16 protein-coding genes are annotated in these 20,418 nt (G+C 60.5%); 13 read left to right on the top strand and 3 right to left on the bottom strand.

Annotated elements, in window-relative coordinates; genetic code table 11:
• Positions 1 to 386, top strand: a 386-nt coding sequence (locus PMI11_RS24775; protein ID WP_007822658.1) for an adenylate/guanylate cyclase domain-containing protein, incomplete at its 5' end; no start/stop codon positions are given.
• Positions 386 to 1,264, top strand: coding sequence for an FkbM family methyltransferase (locus tag PMI11_RS24770; protein ID WP_007822657.1), 879 nt, complete (start codon positions 386 to 388; stop codon positions 1,262 to 1,264). The genes PMI11_RS24775 and PMI11_RS24770, both read left to right, overlap by 1 nt.
• 12 nt (positions 1,265 to 1,276) lie before the next feature.
• On the opposite strand, the gene PMI11_RS24765 is transcribed toward PMI11_RS24770, so the two are convergent.
• On the bottom strand, positions 1,277 to 2,182 hold the full coding sequence (locus PMI11_RS24765; protein ID WP_007822651.1) for an NAD(P)/FAD-dependent oxidoreductase: 906 nt from the start codon (positions 2,180 to 2,182) through the stop codon (positions 1,277 to 1,279).
• Between the two features lie 135 nt (positions 2,183 to 2,317).
• Between PMI11_RS24765 and PMI11_RS24760 the strand changes: the two genes are divergently transcribed.
• Positions 2,318 to 2,773: an Rrf2 family transcriptional regulator gene (locus tag PMI11_RS24760; protein WP_007822648.1), complete on the top strand. Its 456-nt coding sequence runs from the start codon at positions 2,318 to 2,320 to the stop codon at positions 2,771 to 2,773.
• Between the two features lie 7 nt (positions 2,774 to 2,780).
• Here PMI11_RS24760 and PMI11_RS24755 read toward each other — a convergent pair whose 3' ends face one another.
• Positions 2,781 to 3,260 carry a class I SAM-dependent methyltransferase gene (locus PMI11_RS24755; RefSeq protein WP_007822644.1) on the bottom strand — a complete coding sequence of 160 codons (480 nt, stop codon included), beginning with the start codon at positions 3,258 to 3,260 and terminating at the stop codon, positions 2,781 to 2,783.
• Positions 3,261 to 3,381: 121 nt separating this feature from the next.
• Here PMI11_RS24755 and PMI11_RS24750 point away from each other — a divergent pair, with 121 nt between their 5' ends.
• Complete coding sequence (locus PMI11_RS24750) at positions 3,382 to 4,557, top strand: DUF3095 domain-containing protein (RefSeq protein ID WP_007822642.1); 1,176 nt, start codon at positions 3,382 to 3,384, stop codon at positions 4,555 to 4,557.
• On the opposite strand, the gene PMI11_RS24745 is transcribed toward PMI11_RS24750, so the two are convergent.
• Positions 4,547 to 5,896, bottom strand: a complete 1,350-nt coding sequence (locus PMI11_RS24745) for a nucleotide sugar dehydrogenase (protein WP_037072041.1) — start codon at positions 5,894 to 5,896, stop codon at positions 4,547 to 4,549. The genes PMI11_RS24750 and PMI11_RS24745 overlap by 11 nt on opposite strands.
• Positions 5,897 to 6,314: 418 nt before the next feature.
• Between PMI11_RS24745 and PMI11_RS24740 the strand changes: the two genes are divergently transcribed.
• The 9 genes from PMI11_RS24740 (at position 6,315) to PMI11_RS24700 (ending at position 20,411) form a co-directional block, all read left to right on the top strand.
• Positions 6,315 to 7,655: an adenylate/guanylate cyclase domain-containing protein gene (locus PMI11_RS24740; RefSeq protein WP_007822639.1), complete on the top strand. Its 1,341-nt coding sequence runs from the start codon at positions 6,315 to 6,317 to the stop codon at positions 7,653 to 7,655.
• 183 nt (positions 7,656 to 7,838) lie between these two features.
• Positions 7,839 to 9,728: an ABC transporter ATP-binding protein gene (locus PMI11_RS24735; protein WP_007822637.1), complete on the top strand. Its 1,890-nt coding sequence runs from the start codon at positions 7,839 to 7,841 to the stop codon at positions 9,726 to 9,728.
• A complete protein-coding gene (locus PMI11_RS24730) occupies positions 9,728 to 11,632 on the top strand; it encodes an ABC transporter substrate-binding protein (RefSeq protein ID WP_007822636.1) in 1,905 nt (634 codons plus the stop codon). The genes PMI11_RS24735 and PMI11_RS24730 overlap by 1 nt, the downstream gene beginning before the upstream one ends.
• 3 nt (positions 11,633 to 11,635) lie before the next feature.
• On the top strand, positions 11,636 to 12,634 hold the full coding sequence (locus PMI11_RS24725) for an ABC transporter permease (RefSeq protein ID WP_007822635.1): 999 nt from the start codon (positions 11,636 to 11,638) through the stop codon (positions 12,632 to 12,634).
• Positions 12,634 to 13,809: an ABC transporter permease gene (locus PMI11_RS24720; RefSeq protein WP_007822634.1), complete on the top strand. Its 1,176-nt coding sequence runs from the start codon at positions 12,634 to 12,636 to the stop codon at positions 13,807 to 13,809. Before PMI11_RS24725 ends, PMI11_RS24720 begins: the two co-directional genes overlap by 1 nt.
• Before the next feature lie 95 nt (positions 13,810 to 13,904).
• A complete protein-coding gene (locus PMI11_RS24715; RefSeq protein ID WP_007822633.1) occupies positions 13,905 to 15,113 on the top strand; it encodes a glycosyltransferase family protein in 1,209 nt (402 codons plus the stop codon).
• Between the two features lie 11 nt (positions 15,114 to 15,124).
• Positions 15,125 to 16,372 carry a glycosyltransferase family 4 protein gene (locus tag PMI11_RS24710; RefSeq protein WP_007822627.1) on the top strand — a complete coding sequence of 416 codons (1,248 nt, stop codon included), beginning with the start codon at positions 15,125 to 15,127 and terminating at the stop codon, positions 16,370 to 16,372.
• The gene (locus PMI11_RS24705; protein WP_037072039.1) at positions 16,369 to 17,502 is read left to right on the top strand and encodes a glycosyltransferase family protein; all 1,134 of its coding nucleotides are present in this window, start codon (positions 16,369 to 16,371) and stop codon (positions 17,500 to 17,502) included. The genes PMI11_RS24710 and PMI11_RS24705 overlap by 4 nt, the downstream gene beginning before the upstream one ends.
• Positions 17,503 to 17,696: 194 nt before the next feature.
• Entirely contained in the window at positions 17,697 to 20,411 is a 2,715-nt protein-coding gene (locus tag PMI11_RS24700) for an ABC transporter transmembrane domain-containing protein (protein WP_007822623.1), read from the top strand.
• The last annotated feature ends 7 nt before the right edge of the window (positions 20,412 to 20,418 follow it).

The raw sequence follows: 20,418 nt of genomic DNA, 5'->3' as shown, positions 1-20,418 counted from the left end.
CCTGCCGGCAGCCTATGGCAGCCGCAACCGCGATTGTTGCCGAGGTGGAAAAGCTCGCCGCCGAACTTTCGGACGAACTGCCTTTGCCGCTGCAGATCGTTATCGGCATCCACACTGGCCCGGCAGTCGTCGGCACGATGGGCTATGGGCGCGTACGCAGCCTGACGGCCGTCGGCGATACGGTCAATGTCGCAAGCCGCCTGGAGACGGCGGCAAAGGAGCTCAACGCTGCGATCGTCATTTCCGAGCCGGTCGCGATGCGCGCCGGCATTGATCCGGAAACGATCGAAAGTTGCGAAATCAATGTGCGTGGCCGGGCACTCCCCTTGAAAGTCTACGTCATTCCGAGAGAGAAAGCCGCCGAACCGCTCAAGGAAAGACAATAATGTCCGGCCAAGCATGGCTTACTGGCAAATATTGGAAGCGCAGTTTGCGCAAGGCACGCAATGCGCTGGCCACACGTTTCTTTGACACCCGCACCGGCCGCCGGCTGCTGATCGAGAATATCGGGCCGCGCGTGACCTCCATGACCGTCGATGCCGGCGATCATCTGATGAGTTTTTCACCCGCCGACTATATCGGCCGCAAGGTCTTCCGGAAGGGCCATTTCGAACGCGAGGCAGTCGACCGGCTGCTCGTGATCCTGCGCCAGCGCGGCCTGCTGAGGAAGGACAGCATGCTGCTGGAGATCGGCGGCAATATCGGCACACAGACAGTCTATTTTGCGCTCGCCCGCGCATTTGCCGGGATCGTCAGCGTCGAGCCGGACCCGCGCAATTTTCGTCTTCTGGAACAGAATATTCGCCAGAACGGCCTTATCGACGCGGTGCGCCTCGTCAACTGCGCCGCCGGCGAAGATGAAGGCAAGATCGACTTCTTTATGAACAGCGCCAATCACGGCAAGAGCAGCGCAATCCGCCAGAGCGCCAGCGACCAGAAGATCACCGTCCCGGTGCGGTCCGTGACCGGCATTCTCGACGGCCTCGGTATCGACCAGACTGCCATCGGCCTCGTCTGGATGGATATCGAGGGGTATGAGCCGGTTGCCTGCCGCTCGATGCTGCCACTGCTTGCCCGTCGCACGCCTCTCTATATGGAATTCACGCCGCTCTTTTACGGCCAGGAGGGCACGAAAGCCTTCATTCGCACGCTCGCCGGCTTCTACGAGGATTGCCTCGTGATCTTCGAGGACGGCGAGAAGGAGATGAAAGTCCGCGATCTGCCGAGCGCATTCGATCAATATGACGTGCTGTTCCTACCTTAGACCGAAGAGGAACTATCGGACAGACTGCATTGCCAGCGATTGATGGCAGTGCACGCCTGCGAGCACGCCCGAGGCGGAAGCGAGCGTGGCGTTGTGCATGGCACTTGCCGCATCGCCGGCGGCAAAGACGCCCTTGACGGTGGTTTCCTTGTTATCGCCGGTCCGGATGAGCGAGCCGAACGGACCGTCGTCGAAGACACAGCCAAGTTGTTCGGCAATCGGGCTCGCCATCGCCGTTTTCGGAGCAACGAACACAGCGTTTAGCCGCACGACCCGGCCATCGGCGAGGCGAACGGCCTCAAGCTCGGGATTGTCGCCCAATAATTCCACGACAGGACTGCGCTCGATCCGTACACCGCGAGCAGTCAGCCCTGCGAGTTGCTCTTCGTCGGGCTCGAACAGCGCTTGGGTGAAATAGGTTGTCTCTCCCCAGTCGGGAATCAGCATGGCCGCATGTGCCGAATGCGGATGGTTTGCGAGAACACCGAGCTTGCCGCCGCTCACCTCATAACCGTGGCAATAGGGGCAGTGCAGCACGGAGCGGCCCCATCGGTCCCGCAGGCCCGGGATATCAGGCAGCGTGTCGCTTATGCCGGTTGCGAGGACGATCCGCGCGGCTCTTTCTTCGTCACCGCCCTTGATGCCGATGACGAATTCGTCGCCATCGGCACGAGCCTGAACAACTTCCCCGTCGCGAATGGTGATGGTCGGATAAAGCGAAAGCTGCCGCTTTCCCTCCCGCATGATCGCCGTCGGCGTCTGGCCGTCCTGGCCCAGGAAGCCATGTGACGCCTGCGAAAACCGATTCCGCGGCGCGCCTGCATCGATCAGCAGAACGCTGCGCCGCGCCCGGGCAAGCTGCATGGCCGCGGATAGGCCGGCGAAATTTCCGCCGATGACGATGACCTCGAATGACATGAAACCCTCCTTTGACGCCGCCCTAATCATGAAGCAACATAAGTTACATGAAACGCAACAGTCAAGCATCATGTTACTTGTCTTGTTACGATCCGCTTGTGATAATGGCCATTCGATCGACAGGAATAGAATCTCATGCGCAATGACAGCCGCCTTTCACGCATGCTGCACGTGCTGATCCACATGGATCGGCATGAGCATTCGGCGACCTCCGAAATGATTGCAAAGATGCTGAACACCAATCCCGTCGTCGTCCGCCGCACCATGGCCGGCCTTCGCGAACAGGGCTACGTCCGTTCCGAAAAGGGGCATGGCGGGGGCTGGACGCTGGTGCGTCCGTTGTCGGAAATCACCCTGCTCGATGTCTACCGCGCCATCGGCGAACCGCATCTTTTCGCCATCGGCCCAGCCGACGATCAGCCGAAATGCCTTGTGGAACAGGCCGTGAATGCCGCTCTCGAGGATGCGATGAAGGAGGCACAGGCCCTGCTCCTGCGGCGATTGGGCAGCGTGACGCTGGACGAAATCGCGGCCGACTTCGAGGCAAAATTTGCCGCGCTCTCGGCTACGCCCTATTCCTGCGCTTCATAAGCCGGGATTATTTCCTGCGGTAGAGAAAATAGCGCCCTTCCTTGATGCCGCCAGGCAGAGGCAGGGGCAAAAGCTCGGGATGTTCCAGCGGCAGGCCGCTGACGGCGATGCCGCGATGGGTAAGCACGCCAGCCATCAATTGCGGCAGCCAGGTCAGCGTCACGGCATCGATCTCGTCATGGCCGGTACCGATATCGGCATGGGCGAGCGCGGCATTGACCCCGAGGAATGCCTGGCCGGTGTCGCGGATATTGCCCGTTACCATATTCTCGGCCAGCGGCGTGGAGGCGGAATAGGAGCGTATTTCCCAATCGAAGGCGATGATGCGGCGGTCGGGAAAATGCTCGCGCAGATGGTCGTAGGTGCGGCCATTGCCGAGACCGAATTCGAGCACCGGCCCCTTCACCTCTTCCACCAGATCGATGATGGCATTGAGAATATCGCGTTGAGCCGTCAATCGGCGAATGAAGCTGTCGAGGCGGCTCATCTTGTCCTGTCCGTCATAAAATATGTCAGTGGTGCTACCATATCGATGCAGTGTAAGTCGATTGCCGGAAACGCAAATTGCCGTTGCAGCGGCAACACGGGTCTGTGATAAACTCGGCCTCATGAACGAGATGTCCAACGACGCATTCTTCGCCAACGTGCCGGTCTTCACCGATTTCGAAGGTGTGACCGACGAAAGCAATTATCAGCCGCTGCCCGAAGGGTGGGTGCTGGCAATGGCCGATATCGTCGGCTCGACAAAGGCAATCGTTGGCGGGCGCTATAAGGACGTCAACATGGCTGGCGCCAGCGTCATTTCCGCGGTGCTTAATGCCGTCGGCAAGGGCGACTATCCCTTCGTTTTCGGCGGCGACGGCGCGCTGATCGCCTTGCCCGCTTCGCTTGAGAAGGAAGCGCGCGCAGCACTTGCCGCAACGCAGGTCTGGGTGAAGGAGGATCTTGACCTCGATCTGCGCATCGCCATCGTGCCGATTGCCGATATCCGCGCGGAAGGCCTTGATGTGCGCGTCGCCCGCTATTCGGCCAGCCCCTATGTCACCTATGCGATGTTCTCAGGCGGTGGCACGAGTTGGGCGGAGAAGAACATGAAGATGGGCCGCTACGGCGTCGAAAAGGCCGCACCTGGCACCCGGCCGGATCTGGCCGGCCTCTCCTGTCGCTGGAGCCCGATCGAGGCCCGCAACGGCGAGATCATCTCGATTATCGCCGTGCCCGGCGAAGATGGTCCCGGCCCGGAATTTCAGGCTCTCGTTGCCGGCATCGTTTCCATCACAGCCGAGCAGAACCGCAGCGGCCATCCTGTGCCGGAAGACGGTCCCGAACTTGCCTTCTCGATGAAAGGCATCAATCGGGAGGCGAATGCCACCGCACCTGAGGGCAAACGCCTGCGCCAGAAGCTCTTCATCCTCCTGCAGATCGGCCTGACTGTTTTCCTGCACAAATTCGGCATCACCTTCGCCCACTTCAACGCCCGCCGTTACAAACAGGACGTCTCGGGCAACTCGGATTTCCGCAAATTCGACGACGGGCTGAAGATGACCATCGACGTCGACGCAGCCCACCTCGTCCGCATCGAGACGCTGCTGAAGCAAGCACAGGAAAAAGGCGTGGCGCGCTACGGCCTGCACCGCCAGTCATCGGCACTGATGACCTGCTTCGTGCCGACGCCGCTGTCGCGCGACCACATGCACTTCATCGATGGCGCTGCCGGCGGTTACGCCGTCGCCGCCAGCCAGATCACCGGCAAGCAGCTTTCCGGCGTACTCGTTACGCCTTGATGATGTGATCGGCCGTAAGGCCGAGCCGGCTGAAGACGTTTCGGGTATCGACAATCAGTCTGGCGCTCTTCGAAAGAGCCGCATAGTCGATCATGTCGTGATCGGTCGCGATGAGAACCGCGTCGTATCCCGCAATGGCTTCCGGCGTCAGATCAACGGATTTCCGGCCCTTCAGCGCCTGATATTCGCGCGTCGGCGGAATCTCCGCGACGAAGGGGTCATGATAATCCGCCTTGCCGCCGCGCTCCTCGATGATTTCAATCAGACGCAGCGACGGGCTTTCCCTGATATCGGCAACGTTCTTCTTGTAGGCGAGGCCAAGCACGAGGACGCGTGAGCGGCTGAGCGCCTTGCCGGCACGAATATCCAGCGCCTCGGCCAGCTTGCCGACGACATAGCGAGGCATCGCCGAATTGATTTCGCCGGCAAGCTCGATGAAGCGGGTCGGCAGTTCGTATTCACGCGACTTCCAGGTGAGGTAGAAAGGGTCGATCGGAATGCAGTGACCACCGAGACCAGGGCCGGGATAGAAAGGCATATAGCCGAACGGCTTGGTCTTGGCGGCGTCGATGACTTCCCAGACATCGATGCCCATTGCCGCATAGACGGTCTTCAGCTCGTTGACGAGTGCGATATTGACCGAGCGAAAGATGTTCTCGGTGAGCTTGACCGCTTCCGCCGTCGCATTGGAGGATACCGGGACGACGGTCGAGACGGCAGCACCGTAGAAAGATTTCATCAGCGACAGGGCTTGCGTGCCGTCGCCTGCAACGACCTTGGGGATCGTCGCGGTGTGGTAATGCTGGTTGCCGGGATCCTCGCGCTCCGGCGAGAAACCGACGAAGAAGTCGGAACCGGATTTCAGCCCGGTCCCTTCGAGAATGACCTTTACGATATCATCGGTCGTACCGGGATAGGTTGTCGATTCCAGCACGATGAGCTGGCCCGGCCGCAGATGGGCGGCGATCGACCGCGACGTCGCTTCCACGAAGGAAAGATCGGGATCGCGATGTTTGGTGAGCGGCGTCGGCACGCAGATGACGATCACGTCGCAATCCGAAAGGCTGGCGAAATCGGTCGTCGAGGAGAAACGCCCCGCATCGATCTCGGCCGTCAGCGCCTCATTCGTCACCGCATCGATATAGGAGCGGCGGGCATCCAGTGCCACGATCTTCTTCGGATCGATATCGAAGCCGGTCACAGTAAAGCCGCTGCGCGCGACAGCCATCGCCAGCGGCAGGCCGACATAACCAAGGCCGATGATGCCGGCACGTGCGGTGCGGGCCTCGATCTTCTTTGAAAGCGTCTCGAAAGTGGAAGAGCGTGCGTCCAAGGCCATGCCTCTTGCAAAAAGTGAATCCGAACGCTGATCTAATGCATGATCGCGGCAAATTAAACCCGGCGCTTTCGCAGCACCTGACCGTGCCGCGCCTTTGATTCATGAGCCGGGTGTGGCGGAAATGACCCGAGGTCGCCTATCCCAGCAACCGGGACGCACAAAAAAATCCGAATCCCATTGTTTCGCACTTTCAGCGTGCCTATTTAGGCAAATGATAATGAACTACTTTGCGAAGATTGCTCGCCCGTTTCCAGGAGGTCGGAAGCCGGCGGGTGTCAAAGCCGGCTATCGGCAATCGTTGACACGATAATACCGCTCGTACATCCTGATTTTTTTGTGATCTGCTCATCGTGAATGGGCAGGTCCGGGCTGCTTTTGCCTTTCGGGATGGACGTGCGACATGAGGATAATACCAAGAATGAGCACGATCGAATCCAGCGTATCCTCCATTTTGTTGGACCGAGTTGCTGAATGGCTGACGAATTCTTCGCTGGCCGGTGACGACCTTGAAAACATCGTGCGCGGTTTCTGCGAGCGGCTTGCGGCCGCCGGCCTGCCACTCGCGCGCGTGCACCTGACCTTCTCCATGCTGCATCCGCTTTACGACGCGCTGAGCTTCACCTGGAAGCGCGCGAGCGGCGTGACCATCGAGGGCTTCCGCATGCCGGCCGGCCAGAAGCCGGATCGTTTCCTGCAGAGCCCCTATTTCCATCTTCTCGACAACAATCTGCAGCATATCCGCCGCCGCATCATGCCTGACGGCCCGAGTGAATTCCCGATTTTCGAGGATCTGCGGCAGGAAAAAATCACCGATTACCTCGCCTTCGTGCAGCCGTTCGGTGACGGCTCGGTACAGGGCATGATGGGTTCATGGTCGACCGACAGCCCGGTCGGTTTTTCCGACGACATGATCGACGCGCTGCTGCGCATGCAGAACCACCTGGCGGTCGCCGCCAAGATGGCGGTGCTTGCCAAGCTCGCCAACAATATGCTGACAACCTATCTCGGCGGCGATGCTGGCAAACGCGTGTTGAACGGCCAGGTTCGCCGTGGTGACGGTGAGACGATCCGTGCCGCTCTCGTCATGGCGGATATGCGCGAATCGACTATGTATGCCGAGAAGGAAGGCCGGCAGGCCTATATCGATACGCTCAACCAGTTCTTCGACGCGATCGCCGCCCCCTTCAACCGCAATGGCGGCGAAATCCTGAGCTTCCTCGGCGATGGCTTCCTGGCGGTCTATCCCTGCGGTCGCCACAAGGACCCGTCCAAAATCGCCTGCGAGGCAGCGCTCTCCGCAGTGCATCATGCACAGGCGCGGGTTGCCGAACTGAACAAGGATCGCGAGGCGAAGGGCCTTCCGAAGATCGGCTACGGCATCGGCCTGCATGTCGGCAACGTCATGTTCGGCAATGTCGGCCTGAAGGATCGCCTTACCTTCTCCGCCTTCGGCTCTGCAGTAAACGAGGTGCAGCGCCTGCAGGTGCTGACCAAGAAATACAGCCGCGAGGTCGTCGCGAGCCAGGCCTTCGCCGGCTATTGCGGCGGCGAATGGATCACGCTCGGCGAGGAAAAGCTGCGCGGCATCCGCCAGAAGGTGACGGTGCTGCAGCCGCGGGCGCCGGCATCCGGCCTCCATGTCGACGAAGGCTTCCGCGAATCCGTTCAGAACGGCCTTTCGGAAGCCGAACAGGTCATCATGCTTCACCGCGACAAGAAACAGGTAAAACGTACGCCGATCGAAAAATTCATTCAGTAATCACGCGCGAACATTGCAGCCGCTTTAGCCGCTGCACCGTATATGAGAACCCTCGCATCAAGCGCCTTGGAAAACAGGCGCCATGCGCTGCTTTTTCCCATGCCTGTCATCAACTAGACACCCCGTTTACGGTACGATAGTGTGCCTTAACGGGAACACAAAGGACTGGGGAATTTCGTTGGTATGGCGTCTGCAGCCGATCTGTTGCGTATTGAGAATCTGGACGTCGCCTTCTCCGTTTTCGGCGACCGGCTGCGTGTCGTAAAGGAAGCCAATCTCCGCATCCTGCCGGGGAAAGTGACTGCCCTCGTTGGCGAAAGCGGCTCCGGCAAATCCGTTATCAGCCAGTCGATCATGGGCATCCTGCCGGCACCGGCCCATGCGAGCGGCCGCATCCTGTTTACCGACCCGCTGGATGGCAAGGCGACCGATATTCTCTCCCTGTCACGTGATAGCGCCGAGATGCGCGACCTGCGCGGCCGCCGCATGGCGACCATCTTCCAGGAGCCGATGACGTCGCTCTCGCCGCTCCACACGGTCGGCAATCAGATCAGCGAGGTTTTGCTGATCCACACGAACGCCGACAAGAAGGAAGCGCGCGAGCGCACCGAGGAAATGCTTGGCCTCGTCGGCTTTTCCAATCCGAAGCGCACCTACGACATGTATCCGTTCGAGCTTTCAGGCGGCATGCGCCAGCGCGCGATGATCGCCATGGCGCTGATCTGCAAGCCGGCGCTCCTGATCGCCGACGAGCCGACCACCGCGCTCGACGTGACGATCCAGGCCCAGATCCTCGAACTGCTGCGCGACCTGCAGGCCAAGCTTGGCATGGCCATGCTGCTCATCACCCACGATCTCGGGGTCGTCGCCAATATGGCCGATGAAGTGGTGGTGATCTATCACGGCGAGATCATGGAAGCCGGCCCGGTCGAGGCAATCTTCCGCAATCCGCAACATCCCTATCTCAAGGCCCTGATGGCCGCGGTTCCGCATTTCGACATGAAGCCGGGCGAGCGGCTGAAAGCGCTGCGCGAGGTTCCGGTCAACCTGGAATCGCTGATCGGCAAGAAGAAGCCGGTCGAAAAGGAAGCGCCCGGCGTGCTCCTTTCCGTCGCCAACCTTTCCAAGACCTACAAGACACGCAAGCGCAGCTTCTTCGGCGGCCAGGAAGCCACGGTCGTGCACGCTGTCGACGACGTCAGCTTCGATATCCGCCGCGGCGAATGTCTGGGGCTCGTCGGCGAATCCGGCTGCGGCAAAACGACCGTCAGCAAGATTCTCATGCGCGCGATCACGCCTGACAGCGGCGCGGTCGTCTTCAACGACGGCAAGGATGTCATCGACGTCCTCTCCGTCAAGGGGTCGGAACTGCAGGACCTGCGCACCAAGATCCAGATGGTGTTTCAGGACCCGGTTTCCTCGCTTTCGCCGCGCATGACTGTGCGCAATATCCTCAGCGAGCCACTCGAAATCCACGATCGTGGCAACAGCGCCGAGCGCAAGACCAAGGTCGAGGCGCTCATGGGCGCGATCGGCCTCGACCGGCGCTATCTCAACCGCTATCCGCACAGCTTCTCCGGCGGCCAGCGCCAGCGCATCGGGATTGCCCGCGCGCTCGCCCTTGGCCCCAAGCTTGTCATCCTCGACGAACCGGTCTCGGCCCTCGACGTGTCTGTGCAGGCGCAGATCCTCAACCTTCTGAAGGATCTGCAGAAAGAACTGGGGCTGACTTATCTGTTCATCTCGCACAATCTCGCAGTCGTCGACTACATGGCAGACCGCATCGCCGTCATGTGCAAGGGCCGTATCGTCGAGATCGCCCCGCGTGAGATCATCCTGCGCAATCCGGTTCACCCCTATACGAAGTCATTGCTCGCCGCCGTTCCCTTCCCGGATCTCGACCGGCCGCTCGACTTCAAGGCGCTGCAGGAAAACGGAGCGGCCGATAAGCAGAATTGGGGGCCTGTCTTCCGGGCGGACCACGATGACGCTTCCGAACTCGCTTATGCCGATCTCGGCGGCGGCCATCTGGTGCGCGCCCGCAAGGGCGCCGATGCGAAGGAGCTGGTCTGATGGTGACGCGCCGTATCTTTCTCGGCGGCCTGATCGGCTCGGTCATCGCGCCTTCGGTACTGCGGGCCCAGCAGGTCGCCGAGCCGGAAATTTTGAAGGCCAGGGTCGCTGACGGCAGTCTGCCGCCAATGGCCGAGCGAATTCCGACCGAGCCGCGTATCGTCAATCTCAAGGACATGGGCCGTGTACCCGGCACCTATGGCGGCACTGTGCGCACCATCATCGGCGGTGTACGCGATATCCGCTACATGACGGTCTACGGCTATTCGCGGCTGGTCGGCTACGACACGAAGCTGCAGTTTCAACCCGATATCCTGCGGGACTTCACCTCAGAGAATGACACAGTCTTTACCTTTTACCTGCGCGACGGACACAGGTGGTCTGACGGGCATCCCTTCACGGCCGAAGCCTTCCGCTACTGGTGGGAAGAAGTCATCCTCAACAAGGAACTGACGCCCGGCGGCGGTGCGCTGGAGCTGCGTCCGCACGGCTCCCTGCCGCGCTTCGAAGTACTCGACGAGCTGACCGTGCGCTACACCTGGGACAAGCCCAACCCGGTTTTCCTGTCGGCGCTTGCCGGACCTCTGCCGCTCGTCATCTATGGCCCAGGCCATTACCTGAAACAGTTCCACAAGGGCTTTCAGGACAAGGCCAAGCTTGAAGAGCTGATGAAAAAGAACCGCGCCAAGAAGTGGGCCGATCTGCACATCAAGATGGCCCTCGCTTCCCGGCCCAACAATCCCGATCTGCCGACGCTCGATCCCTGGAAAAACCGCACGGCTCCGCCGGCCGATCAGTTCGTCTTCGAGCGCAATCCGTTCTTCCACCGCGTGGACGAGAACGGCATGCAGCTGCCCTATCTCGACCGCTTCATCCTCAACGTCTCATCCTCCTCGATCATCGCTGCCAAGGCGGGTGCGGGCGAATCCGACCTGCAGGCGACCGGCATTGACTTCAACGACTACACTTTCCTGAAAGAGGCGGAAAAGCGCTTCCCGGTGAAAGTCGAACTATGGAAGATGGCGCGCGGCTCGCGCATCACATTATTGCCAAACCTCAATGTCGCCGACGAAGCCTGGCGCGCGCTCTTTCGCGACGTGCGCTTCCGCCGGGCCTTGTCGCTGGCGATCGACCGGCATGAGATCAACATGGTGGCCTTCTACGGTCTCGGCAAGGCGAGTGCCGATACGGTGCTGCCCGAAAGCCCGCTCTTCAAGCAGGAATATGCCGACGCCTATGTGAATTTCGATCCTGACACCGCCAACAAGCTGCTCGACGAACTCGGCCTCGACAAGCGCGACAGCGATGGCATCCGCCTGCTGCCTGATGGACGCCGCGCCGAGATCACCGTCGAGACAGCCGGCGAGAGCAATCTCGACACGGACGTTCTGGAACTCGTGCACGATCACTGGGCCAATATCGGTCTGGCGCTCTTCACCCGCACCTCGCAGCGCGACGTCTTCCGCAATCGCGCCATGAGCGGTTCGATCATGATGTCGATCTGGTACGGGCTGGATAACGGCGTGCCGACCGCCGACATGTCTCCCTATGGACTAGCACCTACTCTGGATGACCAGCTTCAATGGCCGCTCTGGGGCATGTACTATCTTTCGGCCGGTCAGGAGGGCAAAGCGCCCGATCTGCCGGAGGCGGCCGAGCTTGTGGATCTCCTGAACCAGTGGGGCGCAAGTGCTACAACGGAAGAGCGTGAGGTTATCTGGCACAAGATGCTGTCCCTCTATACCCAGCAGGTCTTTTCGATCGGCCTCATCAACAGCACGCTGCAGCCGATCCTCAGATCCGCCAAAATGCAGAACGTGCCGGAGCACGCGCTCTACGGTTTCGATCCTACCTCCTTCCTCGGTGTCTACATGCCTGATACCTTCTGGTTCAAGGAGGCCTGAGCGATGATCCGCTATATCCTCTGGCGTATCGCCGCCATGGTGCCGACCCTGCTCGTGATATCGGCGCTGGTCTTCGTCATCATCGAACTGCCGCCGGGTGACTTCTTCGAAAGCCAGATCGCCGAACTGCGCGCCCAGGGCGAGACCGCAAACCTGCAGGAAATCGAGGAGCTGCGCCATCAATACGGCTTCGATCAGCCGGAGATCGTGCGTTACTTCTTCTGGGTCGGGGGCATGCTGCATGGCGATTTCGGCTATTCCTTCGAATATCAGCTGCCAGTTTCCGACGTTGTGGGCGACCGCCTGTGGCTGACGATCCTCGTCTCCTTCACGACCATCCTTCTCACCTGGCTGATCGCCTTCCCGATCGGCATCTATTCGGCAACCCATCAATATAGCTGGGGCGATTACGGCCTGACCTTTCTCGGCCTGCTCGGCATCGCCATCCCGAACTTCATGCTGGCGCTGATCCTGATGTATTTCGCCAATGTCTGGTTCGGGCTTTCCATCGGCCATCTGATGGACCAGCAATTTCTGAACGAGCCGATGAGCTGGGCTAAGGCGCAGTCCATCCTCGCGCATCTCTGGATCCCGGTCATCATCGTCGGCACGGCGGGTACCGCCGGCATGATCCGCCGCCTGCGCGCCAACCTGCTCGACGAGATGCAGAAGCAATATGTGACGACGGCACGCGCCAAGGGACTGCATCCGGTGCGCGCGCTGGTCAAATATCCGCTGCGCATGGCGCTCAACTTCTTCGTTGCCGATATCGGCTCGATCCTGCCGTCGATCATATCAGGCGCCGAGATCGTCGCCATCGTGCTGTCCTTGGAAACAACAGGGCCGATGCTGATCAAGGCGCTGCAGAGCCAGGACATGTATCTTGCCGGTTCGTTCCTGATGTTCCTCGCTTTCCTGAACGTCATCGGCGTGCTGATTTCCGATATCGCGCTCGGCTTTCTCGATCCCCGCATCCGTCTGCAAGGCAGGAGCACCAAATAATGTCGCCCCTACCCGCACCCGGTGCACCGCTGCCGCATTATGTTTCGACCGCCCCGTTCGATCCGATCGCAACGGAGACGATGACGTCTGCGCAGTCTCGTATCCACCTCGCCTCGCAGAAGCAGCTCATGTGGTGGAAGTTCAAGCGCCACAAGCTGGCGCTTGCATCCGGCATTTTCCTTGCCGCGGTCTATCTGATGATCCTGATCGTCGAGTTTCTGGCGCCTTACGGGCTGCATACCCGCAACGTCGATTTCATCCATTCGCCGCCTCAGCGCGTCCGCCTTTTCGATAGCCAGGGCAATTTCGTCGGCCCCTTCGTCTATGGCCGGCAGATGACGCTCGATATCGACACCCTGCACCGTCTCTATACCGACAATCAGAACGACATCCAGCCAATCCGCTTCTTCTGCCGTGGCGATGGCTACAAGTTCTGGGGACTTGTGGCCTCCAATTATCATCTCGTTTGTCCGGCAATCGGCGGGCAGATGTTCCTGCTCGGTACCGACCGCCTTGGCCGTGACGTGCTTTCGCGCATTCTTTATGGCGCGCGCATCTCGCTCACCATCGGGCTGATCGGCATTTCCATCAGCTTTGTGCTCGGTATCGTCATCGGCGGCCTTGCCGGTTACTGGGGCGGCATCTTCGACCTCATCGTGCAGCGGCTGATCGAAGTGCTGCAATCATTGCCCTCGCTGCCGCTCTGGATGGCGCTTGCCGCCATCATGCCGGTGACCTGGAGCCCGATCGTCATCTATTTCGGCATCACCGTCATTCTCGGCATCATCGACTGGACAGGTCTCGCCCGCGCCGTGCGCTCCAAGCTTCTGGCGCTGCGCGAGGAGGATTATGTCCAGGCAGCCCAGCTCATGGGTGCCAGCACCCCCCGTGTCATCGGCCGCCATCTCGTGCCCGGTTTCATGTCGCATCTCATCGCATCCGCCACCATCTCCATCCCGGGTATGATCCTCGGTGAGACGGCGCTTTCCTTCCTCGGCCTCGGCCTGCGGCCGCCCATCACCAGCTGGGGTATCCTGCTGACAGAGGCCAAGAGCGTAAGCGTCATCGCCTTCTATCCGTGGCTGTTGTTCCCGATCGTTCCGGTAGTGCTGGTGATTTTGGCGTTCAATTTTCTGGGAGATGGCTTGCGCGATGCGGCAGATCCCTACAAATAACGTCGAGTTCGGCGGGGTGCTTCGCGTCCGCCGCCTCGTGGCCTCCGATTTACGGGGGTGGTAGAAGTATGTCGTCCACCTCAGAGGGCACCCACATGGCCAGACGCCTCGAAGATGCACGCATCCTCATGTACAGCCACGATACATTCGGTCTCGGCCATTTGCGCCGTTGCCGCACGATCGCCCATGCCCTCGTCGAGGATTATCGCGGCCTGAACATCCTCATCATTTCAGGCGCGACGATTGCCGGCGCCTTCGATTACCGCGCCCGAGTCGATTTCGTGAAGATCCCGAGCGTCATCAAGCTTCGCAACGGTGAATATACGTCGCTCGCCAGCCATATAGATCTTCAGGATACGCTGAAGATGCGCGAATCGAGCATTCGTCACACCGCCGAAACCTTCCAGCCCGATATCTTCATCGTCGACAAGGAGCCGATGGGCCTGAAGGGCGAGATTGAGGAAACGCTCGCCTATCTGAAGTCGCGCGGCACCACGCTAGTGCTCGGTTTGCGCGAGATCATGGACGCACCGCATCTGCTTGAAGCCGAGTGGAAGAGAAACAGCGTCATGCAGAAGATCGACCAGTATTACGACAGCATCTGGGTCTATGGGCCGCCGGATTTCTACGATCCGCTTGTCGGCCTAGACGTGCCCCCAGGGGTGCGTCGCAAGATGGATTTCGTCGGTTTCCTGCAGCGTAGCGTCTCCAAGGGCAAGAACTCTCTGAATGCCCGCAAGGATGACTATATTCTGGTAACGACCGGCGGCGGCGGTGACGGCTCCGATCTCGTTCACGACGTCATGAACGCCTATGAGGCCGACGAGTCGCTGACGCAGAAGGCGCTTGTCGTGCTCGGCCCCTACATGCCGGCGGCCGAACGTGCAAAGCTGGTCAAAAAAGGGGAGAAGATTCCTTATATCGAGGTAATCGAGTTCGACAATCACATGGAAGAATTGATCGACGGCGCGACTGCCGTCGTCGCCATGGGTGGCTATAATACTTATTGCGAGATCCTCTCCTTCGACAAGCCGGCGCTCATCGTGCCGCGTGTCGCCCCGCGTGAGGAGCAGCTTCTGCGCGCCCGCCGCGCCAGCGAACTCGGCCTCATCGACATGCTGCTGCCCGAGCAGTCGGCCGACCCCTCCGTCATGGCGGAGACGCTGAAGCGCCTGCCCTCGCGGTTGCCGCCGTCGAAGAGCGGCTGCAACATGCACCTCGAAGGGCTGGATCATATTTCCCGCACCGTCGGCACATGGCTGGACAGCCGCGGACGCCACCTTTCCCTCGTCGGCGCAGAATAAAGAGCCATCCTTTGCCGCCACGCCGCAAGATTCTCGTTGTGCTGAAAGGCTACCCCCGCCTTTCGGAAACTTTCATCGCCCAGGAATTGCTCGGCCTCGAAAAGGCCGGCTTCGACCTGACGCTGATTTCCATGCGCCGGCCGACCGACAAGAAGCGTCATCCTGTCCACGATGAGATCAAGGCGCGCGTCGTCTATCTGCCGGAATATCTGCACGAAGAGCCGATCCGTGTGCTGAAGGGCCTTTTCGCCGGTTTTTCGAAACCAGGCTTCGGTGCGCTGATGAAGCGTTTCTTCGCTGATCTGCCGCGCGACATCTCCCGCAACCGTTTCCGCAGGCTCGGCCAGGCGCTGGTATTGGCGCGCGAATGGCCCGACAACGGCGAGTGGCTGCATGCCCATTTCATCCACACGCCGGCTTCCGTGACGGAATATGCGAGCATTCTGACCGGCACGCCCTGGACCTGCTCGGCCCATGCCAAGGATATCTGGACCTCGCCCGACTGGGACCTCGGCCAGAAGCTTGGAAGCGCGCGCTGGGCCGTGACCTGCACCCGCAGTGGCTATGAGCATATGAAAGCGCTGACCGGCCGCAAAGATGCGGTACATCTGAGCTATCACGGCCTCGACCTTGCCCGCTTCGGCCATTTCGCCGGCAAGCGCTCGAACCGCGATGGCAGCGATCCCGCCGACCCTGCCTTCATCCTCAGCGTCGGCCGCGCGGTGGAAAAGAAGGGTTATGACGTATTGTTGCGCGCCCTTGCCCTGCTACCGAAAGAACTGAATTGGCGCATGGACCATATCGGTGGCGGCGCGGAGCTTTCCAAGCTGAAGAAACTTGCGGCTGAACTCGGTGTTGCCGAGCGCATCACCTGGAAAGGCGCGCTGGCGCAGGAGGATGTGCTTGAGCACTATCGCCGCGCCGATCTCTTCGCGCTCGCCTGCCGCATCGCCGCCAATGGCGACCGCGACGGACTGCCCAATGTGTTGGTCGAAGCCTCCAGTCAGCGGCTCGTCTGTCTCTCCACCAATGTCTCAGGCGTACCGGAATTGCTGAGCAACGGCGAGAACGGTCTGGTCGTGCCGCCGGAAGATCCGGCCGCTCTTGCAAAAGCACTCGAGACGGCAATCCGCGATCCCGATCTGCGCAAGCGGCTGGGCGACGCGGCCGAGGAGCGCGTGCGCGGCCATTTCGATTATCACTCCAGCATCCGGCAGTTGAGCGGCCTGTTCGAGGCAGAATGGCAGAAGACCTCATGACGGTTCCCCGCATCTTCTTTTATGTCCAGCATTTGCTCGGCATCGGCCATATTGCACGTGCGAGCCGTATCGCCAGTGCATTGGTGAAGGACGATTTCGAGGTAACGGTCGTTACCGGCGGCCTGCCCGTGCCGGGCTTTCCGGGCGAGGGTGTCAGAACGGTCGAATTGCCGCCGGTCGTCGCCAGCAATATCGGCTTTTCCGGCCTTGCTAATGCCGATGGAAAGCCGGCCGACGAGGAATTCCTCTCCAATCGCCGCGACCTGCTTCTCAAAGCTTTCGACGAGGAAAAGCCTGACGTTGTCATCATCGAGGCTTTTCCTTTCGGACGCCGGCAGATGCGCTTCGAACTGTTGCCATTGCTCGAGGCGATCGAAAAGGCCAGCCCACGCCCGAAGCTTTTAAGTTCGGTGCGCGACATCCTGCAGGAAAACCGCAAGCCCGGTCGCGACGAGGAAACCGTCAAGCTCGTCAAGGAGCATTTCGACGCCGTGCTCGTCCATGGCGATCCTGACTTCGTGCGCCTGGAAGATACTTTCCCGCTGACAGCTGAGATCGCCGACCGGCTGCGCTATACCGGTCTCGTTGCTCCCTCACCCGCGCCGGAACCATCCGAGACATTCGACATCATCGCTTCGGCCGGTGGCGGCGCCGTCGGGCTGGAGTTGCTCCGCGCCGCACGCGATGCGGCCGCACTCATGTCTGCCGATATCAGCTGGCTGCTGATTACCGGCCCCAACCTTCCCGCAGCCGATTTTTCCGCATTGTCGGAAGATGCACCTGCCAATGTCACACTGGTACGGTTCCGCAAGGATTTCCCCTCGCTGCTGCGCGGCGCCAAAGTCTCGATCTCGCAGGCCGGCTACAATACGGTGGGTGATCTCCTGCGCACCCAGTGCCGCTCGATCCTCATCCCCTTCGTAGCGGCCGGTGAAACGGAACAGACTGTGCGCGCCGAACGGCTGCAGGCGCTCGGCCTTGCCGAGATCCTGCCGGAGCAGGGGCTGACCCTCGACGATGTCAAAGCAGCGATCGAACGGGCACTTGCCGCCCCACTGCGTCAGGCCATTTCCCTCGATCTCGACGGAGCCGCAAAAAGTGCCGCCATCATTCGTTCAATGATCCGCTGAAACCCTCGCCTATTCTAAAATTCATGTGATATAAGAAAATTTCCGGCGAGAATCGGCGTTTCGACATCAGTCCGCTCCGCCTTGTTTTCGTTGCGATATCGGCGGTCTGACTGCATGGTCCTGTACTCGGAGATTCCCCCTTTCCCAGCAGCAGGATCGCTGTCCGGACTTTCCCCACAGTCTGACGGTTAGCCATGGAAAAAAGCCTCGCGCGCTACATCTGGAAGAACACGCGGCTGCAGCAGCTCTGGATTCTGCTGGTCGTCGCAGCTTCCATGGTGCCCTACTTCCTGTCCTTCGACCTGCCGAAGCAGATCGTCAACGGACCTATTCAGGGTGACGGCTTCGAAGGGCCGGGTGCGCGACAGACCTTCATGCACATCGCCTACGACATTCCGCTGATCGGTCATGTCGAATTCTTCAAGGGCCTGGAGCTCAACCGCTTCCAGATGCTGATGGCACTGAGCCTCGTCTTCCTGGCGTTGGTGGTGCTGAACGGCCTCTTCAAGTTCTATATCAATACCTACAAGGGCCGGCTCGGCGAACGCATGCTGCGCCGCATCCGCTTCGAGCTTATCGATCGTGTGCTGCGCTTCCCGCCCGCCCATTTCAAGCGGGTGAAATCGGCCGAGATCGCCACCATGATCAAGGACGAGGTGGAGCCGATGGGCGGCTTCACGGGCGACGCCTTCGTCTCGCCCGCCCTGCTCGGCGGCCAGGCGATCACCGCGCTTGCCTTCATCATCATCCAGAATTTCTGGCTCGGCATGATCGCGGCGGGCATCGTCGGCGTGCAGGCGATCGTCATTCCCCGCATGCGCAAGCGTCTCTTGGAACTCGGCCGTCAGCGGCAGCTGACCGCGCGTGAACTTTCGGGGCGCGTGGGGGAGATCGTTGACGGCATCGGCACGATCCACGGCAACGACACCTCCAACTTCGAGCGCGCCGATATCGCTACCCGCCTCGGCCGCATCTTCTCGATCCGCTACGATCTTTATCAGTGGAAGTTCCTGGTCAAGTTCATCAACAACTTCCTCGCCCAGGTCACGCCCTTCCTCTTCTACGCGATCGGCGGCTATCTGGCTCTGCAGGGCCGGCTCGACATCGGTCAGCTCGTCGCCGTCATTTCCGCCTACAAGGACCTGCCCGGCCCGCTGAAGGAACTGATCGACTGGGACCAGATGCGCCAGGACGTGCAGGTCAAATATGCGCAGGTCTACGAGCAGTTCAATGTCGAGCCGCTGATCGACAGCCGCATCCAGGAGCTGGCAACGGCGCCGGTCGCGCCGCTGACGAGTGCCTTCGTCGTCACAAACCTCTCTGTCAGTGACGACAGCGGCGCCCGCCTCGTCGACCACGTCTCGGTCGAGATCAAACCGAACGAGACGGTTGCGATCGTTGGGCCGAACGGCAGCGGCGCTGAAGCCTTCGCCGAAGCGCTCGGCCGTCTCGTCTGGCCGGATTCCGGCCGCATCACCATCGACGGACAGGACCTGCTGGATCTGCCGGAATCGATCACTGGCCGGCGCATTTCCTATGCGTCCGCCGAAAGCTATTTCTTCCATGGCACGCTCCGTGACAATCTGGTCTACGGCCTCAAGCATGCTCCGATGAAAGAGCCCGAATATGACGGCAAGGCTGCGCAGGAATATAAATGGCATGTGGCGGAATCGCAGAAGGCCGGCAATCCGACCCTCGATCTCAACAGCGACTGGGTCGACTACGATGCTGCCGGCGCAAAAGGGCCTGAAGACCTGCTGAAGGCGATCCGGCCGGTGCTCGACGCCGTCATGATGTCGCAGGACATTCTGGATCTGGCACTGCGTTCCACCGTCAACACCGAGGTTCATACTGCCCTCGGCAGCCAAATCGTCAAGCTTCGGACATCGCTGCGCGAGCGGCTTGCCGGGGAAAACCTCGACGCCATCGTCGTGCCCTTCGATTTCGACGCTTACAACACGCAGGCGACTGTCGGCGAAAACCTGCTCTTCGGCACGATGAAGCGGCCGCTGATGAACAACCGCCGGCTTGCCGGCCATCCCTATTTCCAACAGCTCTTCCGCGATACCGGGCTCAGCACAGATCTCTATGCCATGGGCCTGGAAATCGCCGAGAACGCGGTGGAGCTTTTCCACGATCTGCCGCCGGACCATCCCTTCTTCCAGCAGCTCACCTTCATGACGGCGGACGACATTCCGACCTATCAGGCGCTGCTGCAGAAGCTGCAGGGCAAGCGCTTCGAGGATGCGACGCCGGAAGACCGGGCAAGCATCATCCGCCTGAGCTTCGCCTATATCGAACCTCGGCATCGCTTCGGTCTCTTGACCCAGGCGCTGATGGACAAGATCGTCAGCGCCCGCAAGCAGTTCCACCAGAACATCCCCGACGATCTCGCCGAGCTGATCGAGCGTTACGACATCAGCCGCTTCACGGCCTCCGCGAGCCTGATGGACAATGTGCTCTTCGGCCGCATCGCCTATCAGCAGGCCGACGCCTCCGACCGCATCCGCCTCATCATGGGTGAACTGTTCGATGCGCTCGATCTCTATGACGACGTGTTGTCGATCGGGCTCGAATTTGACGTCGGCTCCGGCGGCAAGCGGCTGACGGGGGTGCAACGGCAGAAGCTCAATCTCGCCCGCGCCCTGCTCAAGCGCTCCGACTACTTCATCTTCAACCGGCCGATCCCGGCGCTCGACCAGCGCATCCAGGACCAGATCACCCACAACATCATCGAAGGCCTGCACGAGGAAGGCAAGCGCCCGGCGATCATCTGGGTGTTGTCCAACGCCAAGCTTGCAGAAATCTTCGATCGCATTCTGCTCTTCGATCGTGGCGATCTTGCCGAGGCTGGCAACTATCCGGAACTTTCCGAGAAAAACGGGATGTTCAAGGAACTGTTATCGTAATATTCTA

The organism is Rhizobium sp. CF142 (genome assembly GCF_000281145.1).
GTDB lineage: Bacteria > Pseudomonadota > Alphaproteobacteria > Rhizobiales > Rhizobiaceae > Rhizobium.
Note: the sequence above shows the minus strand (reverse complement) of the source record. Positions and strands in the feature narration are given on the sequence as shown.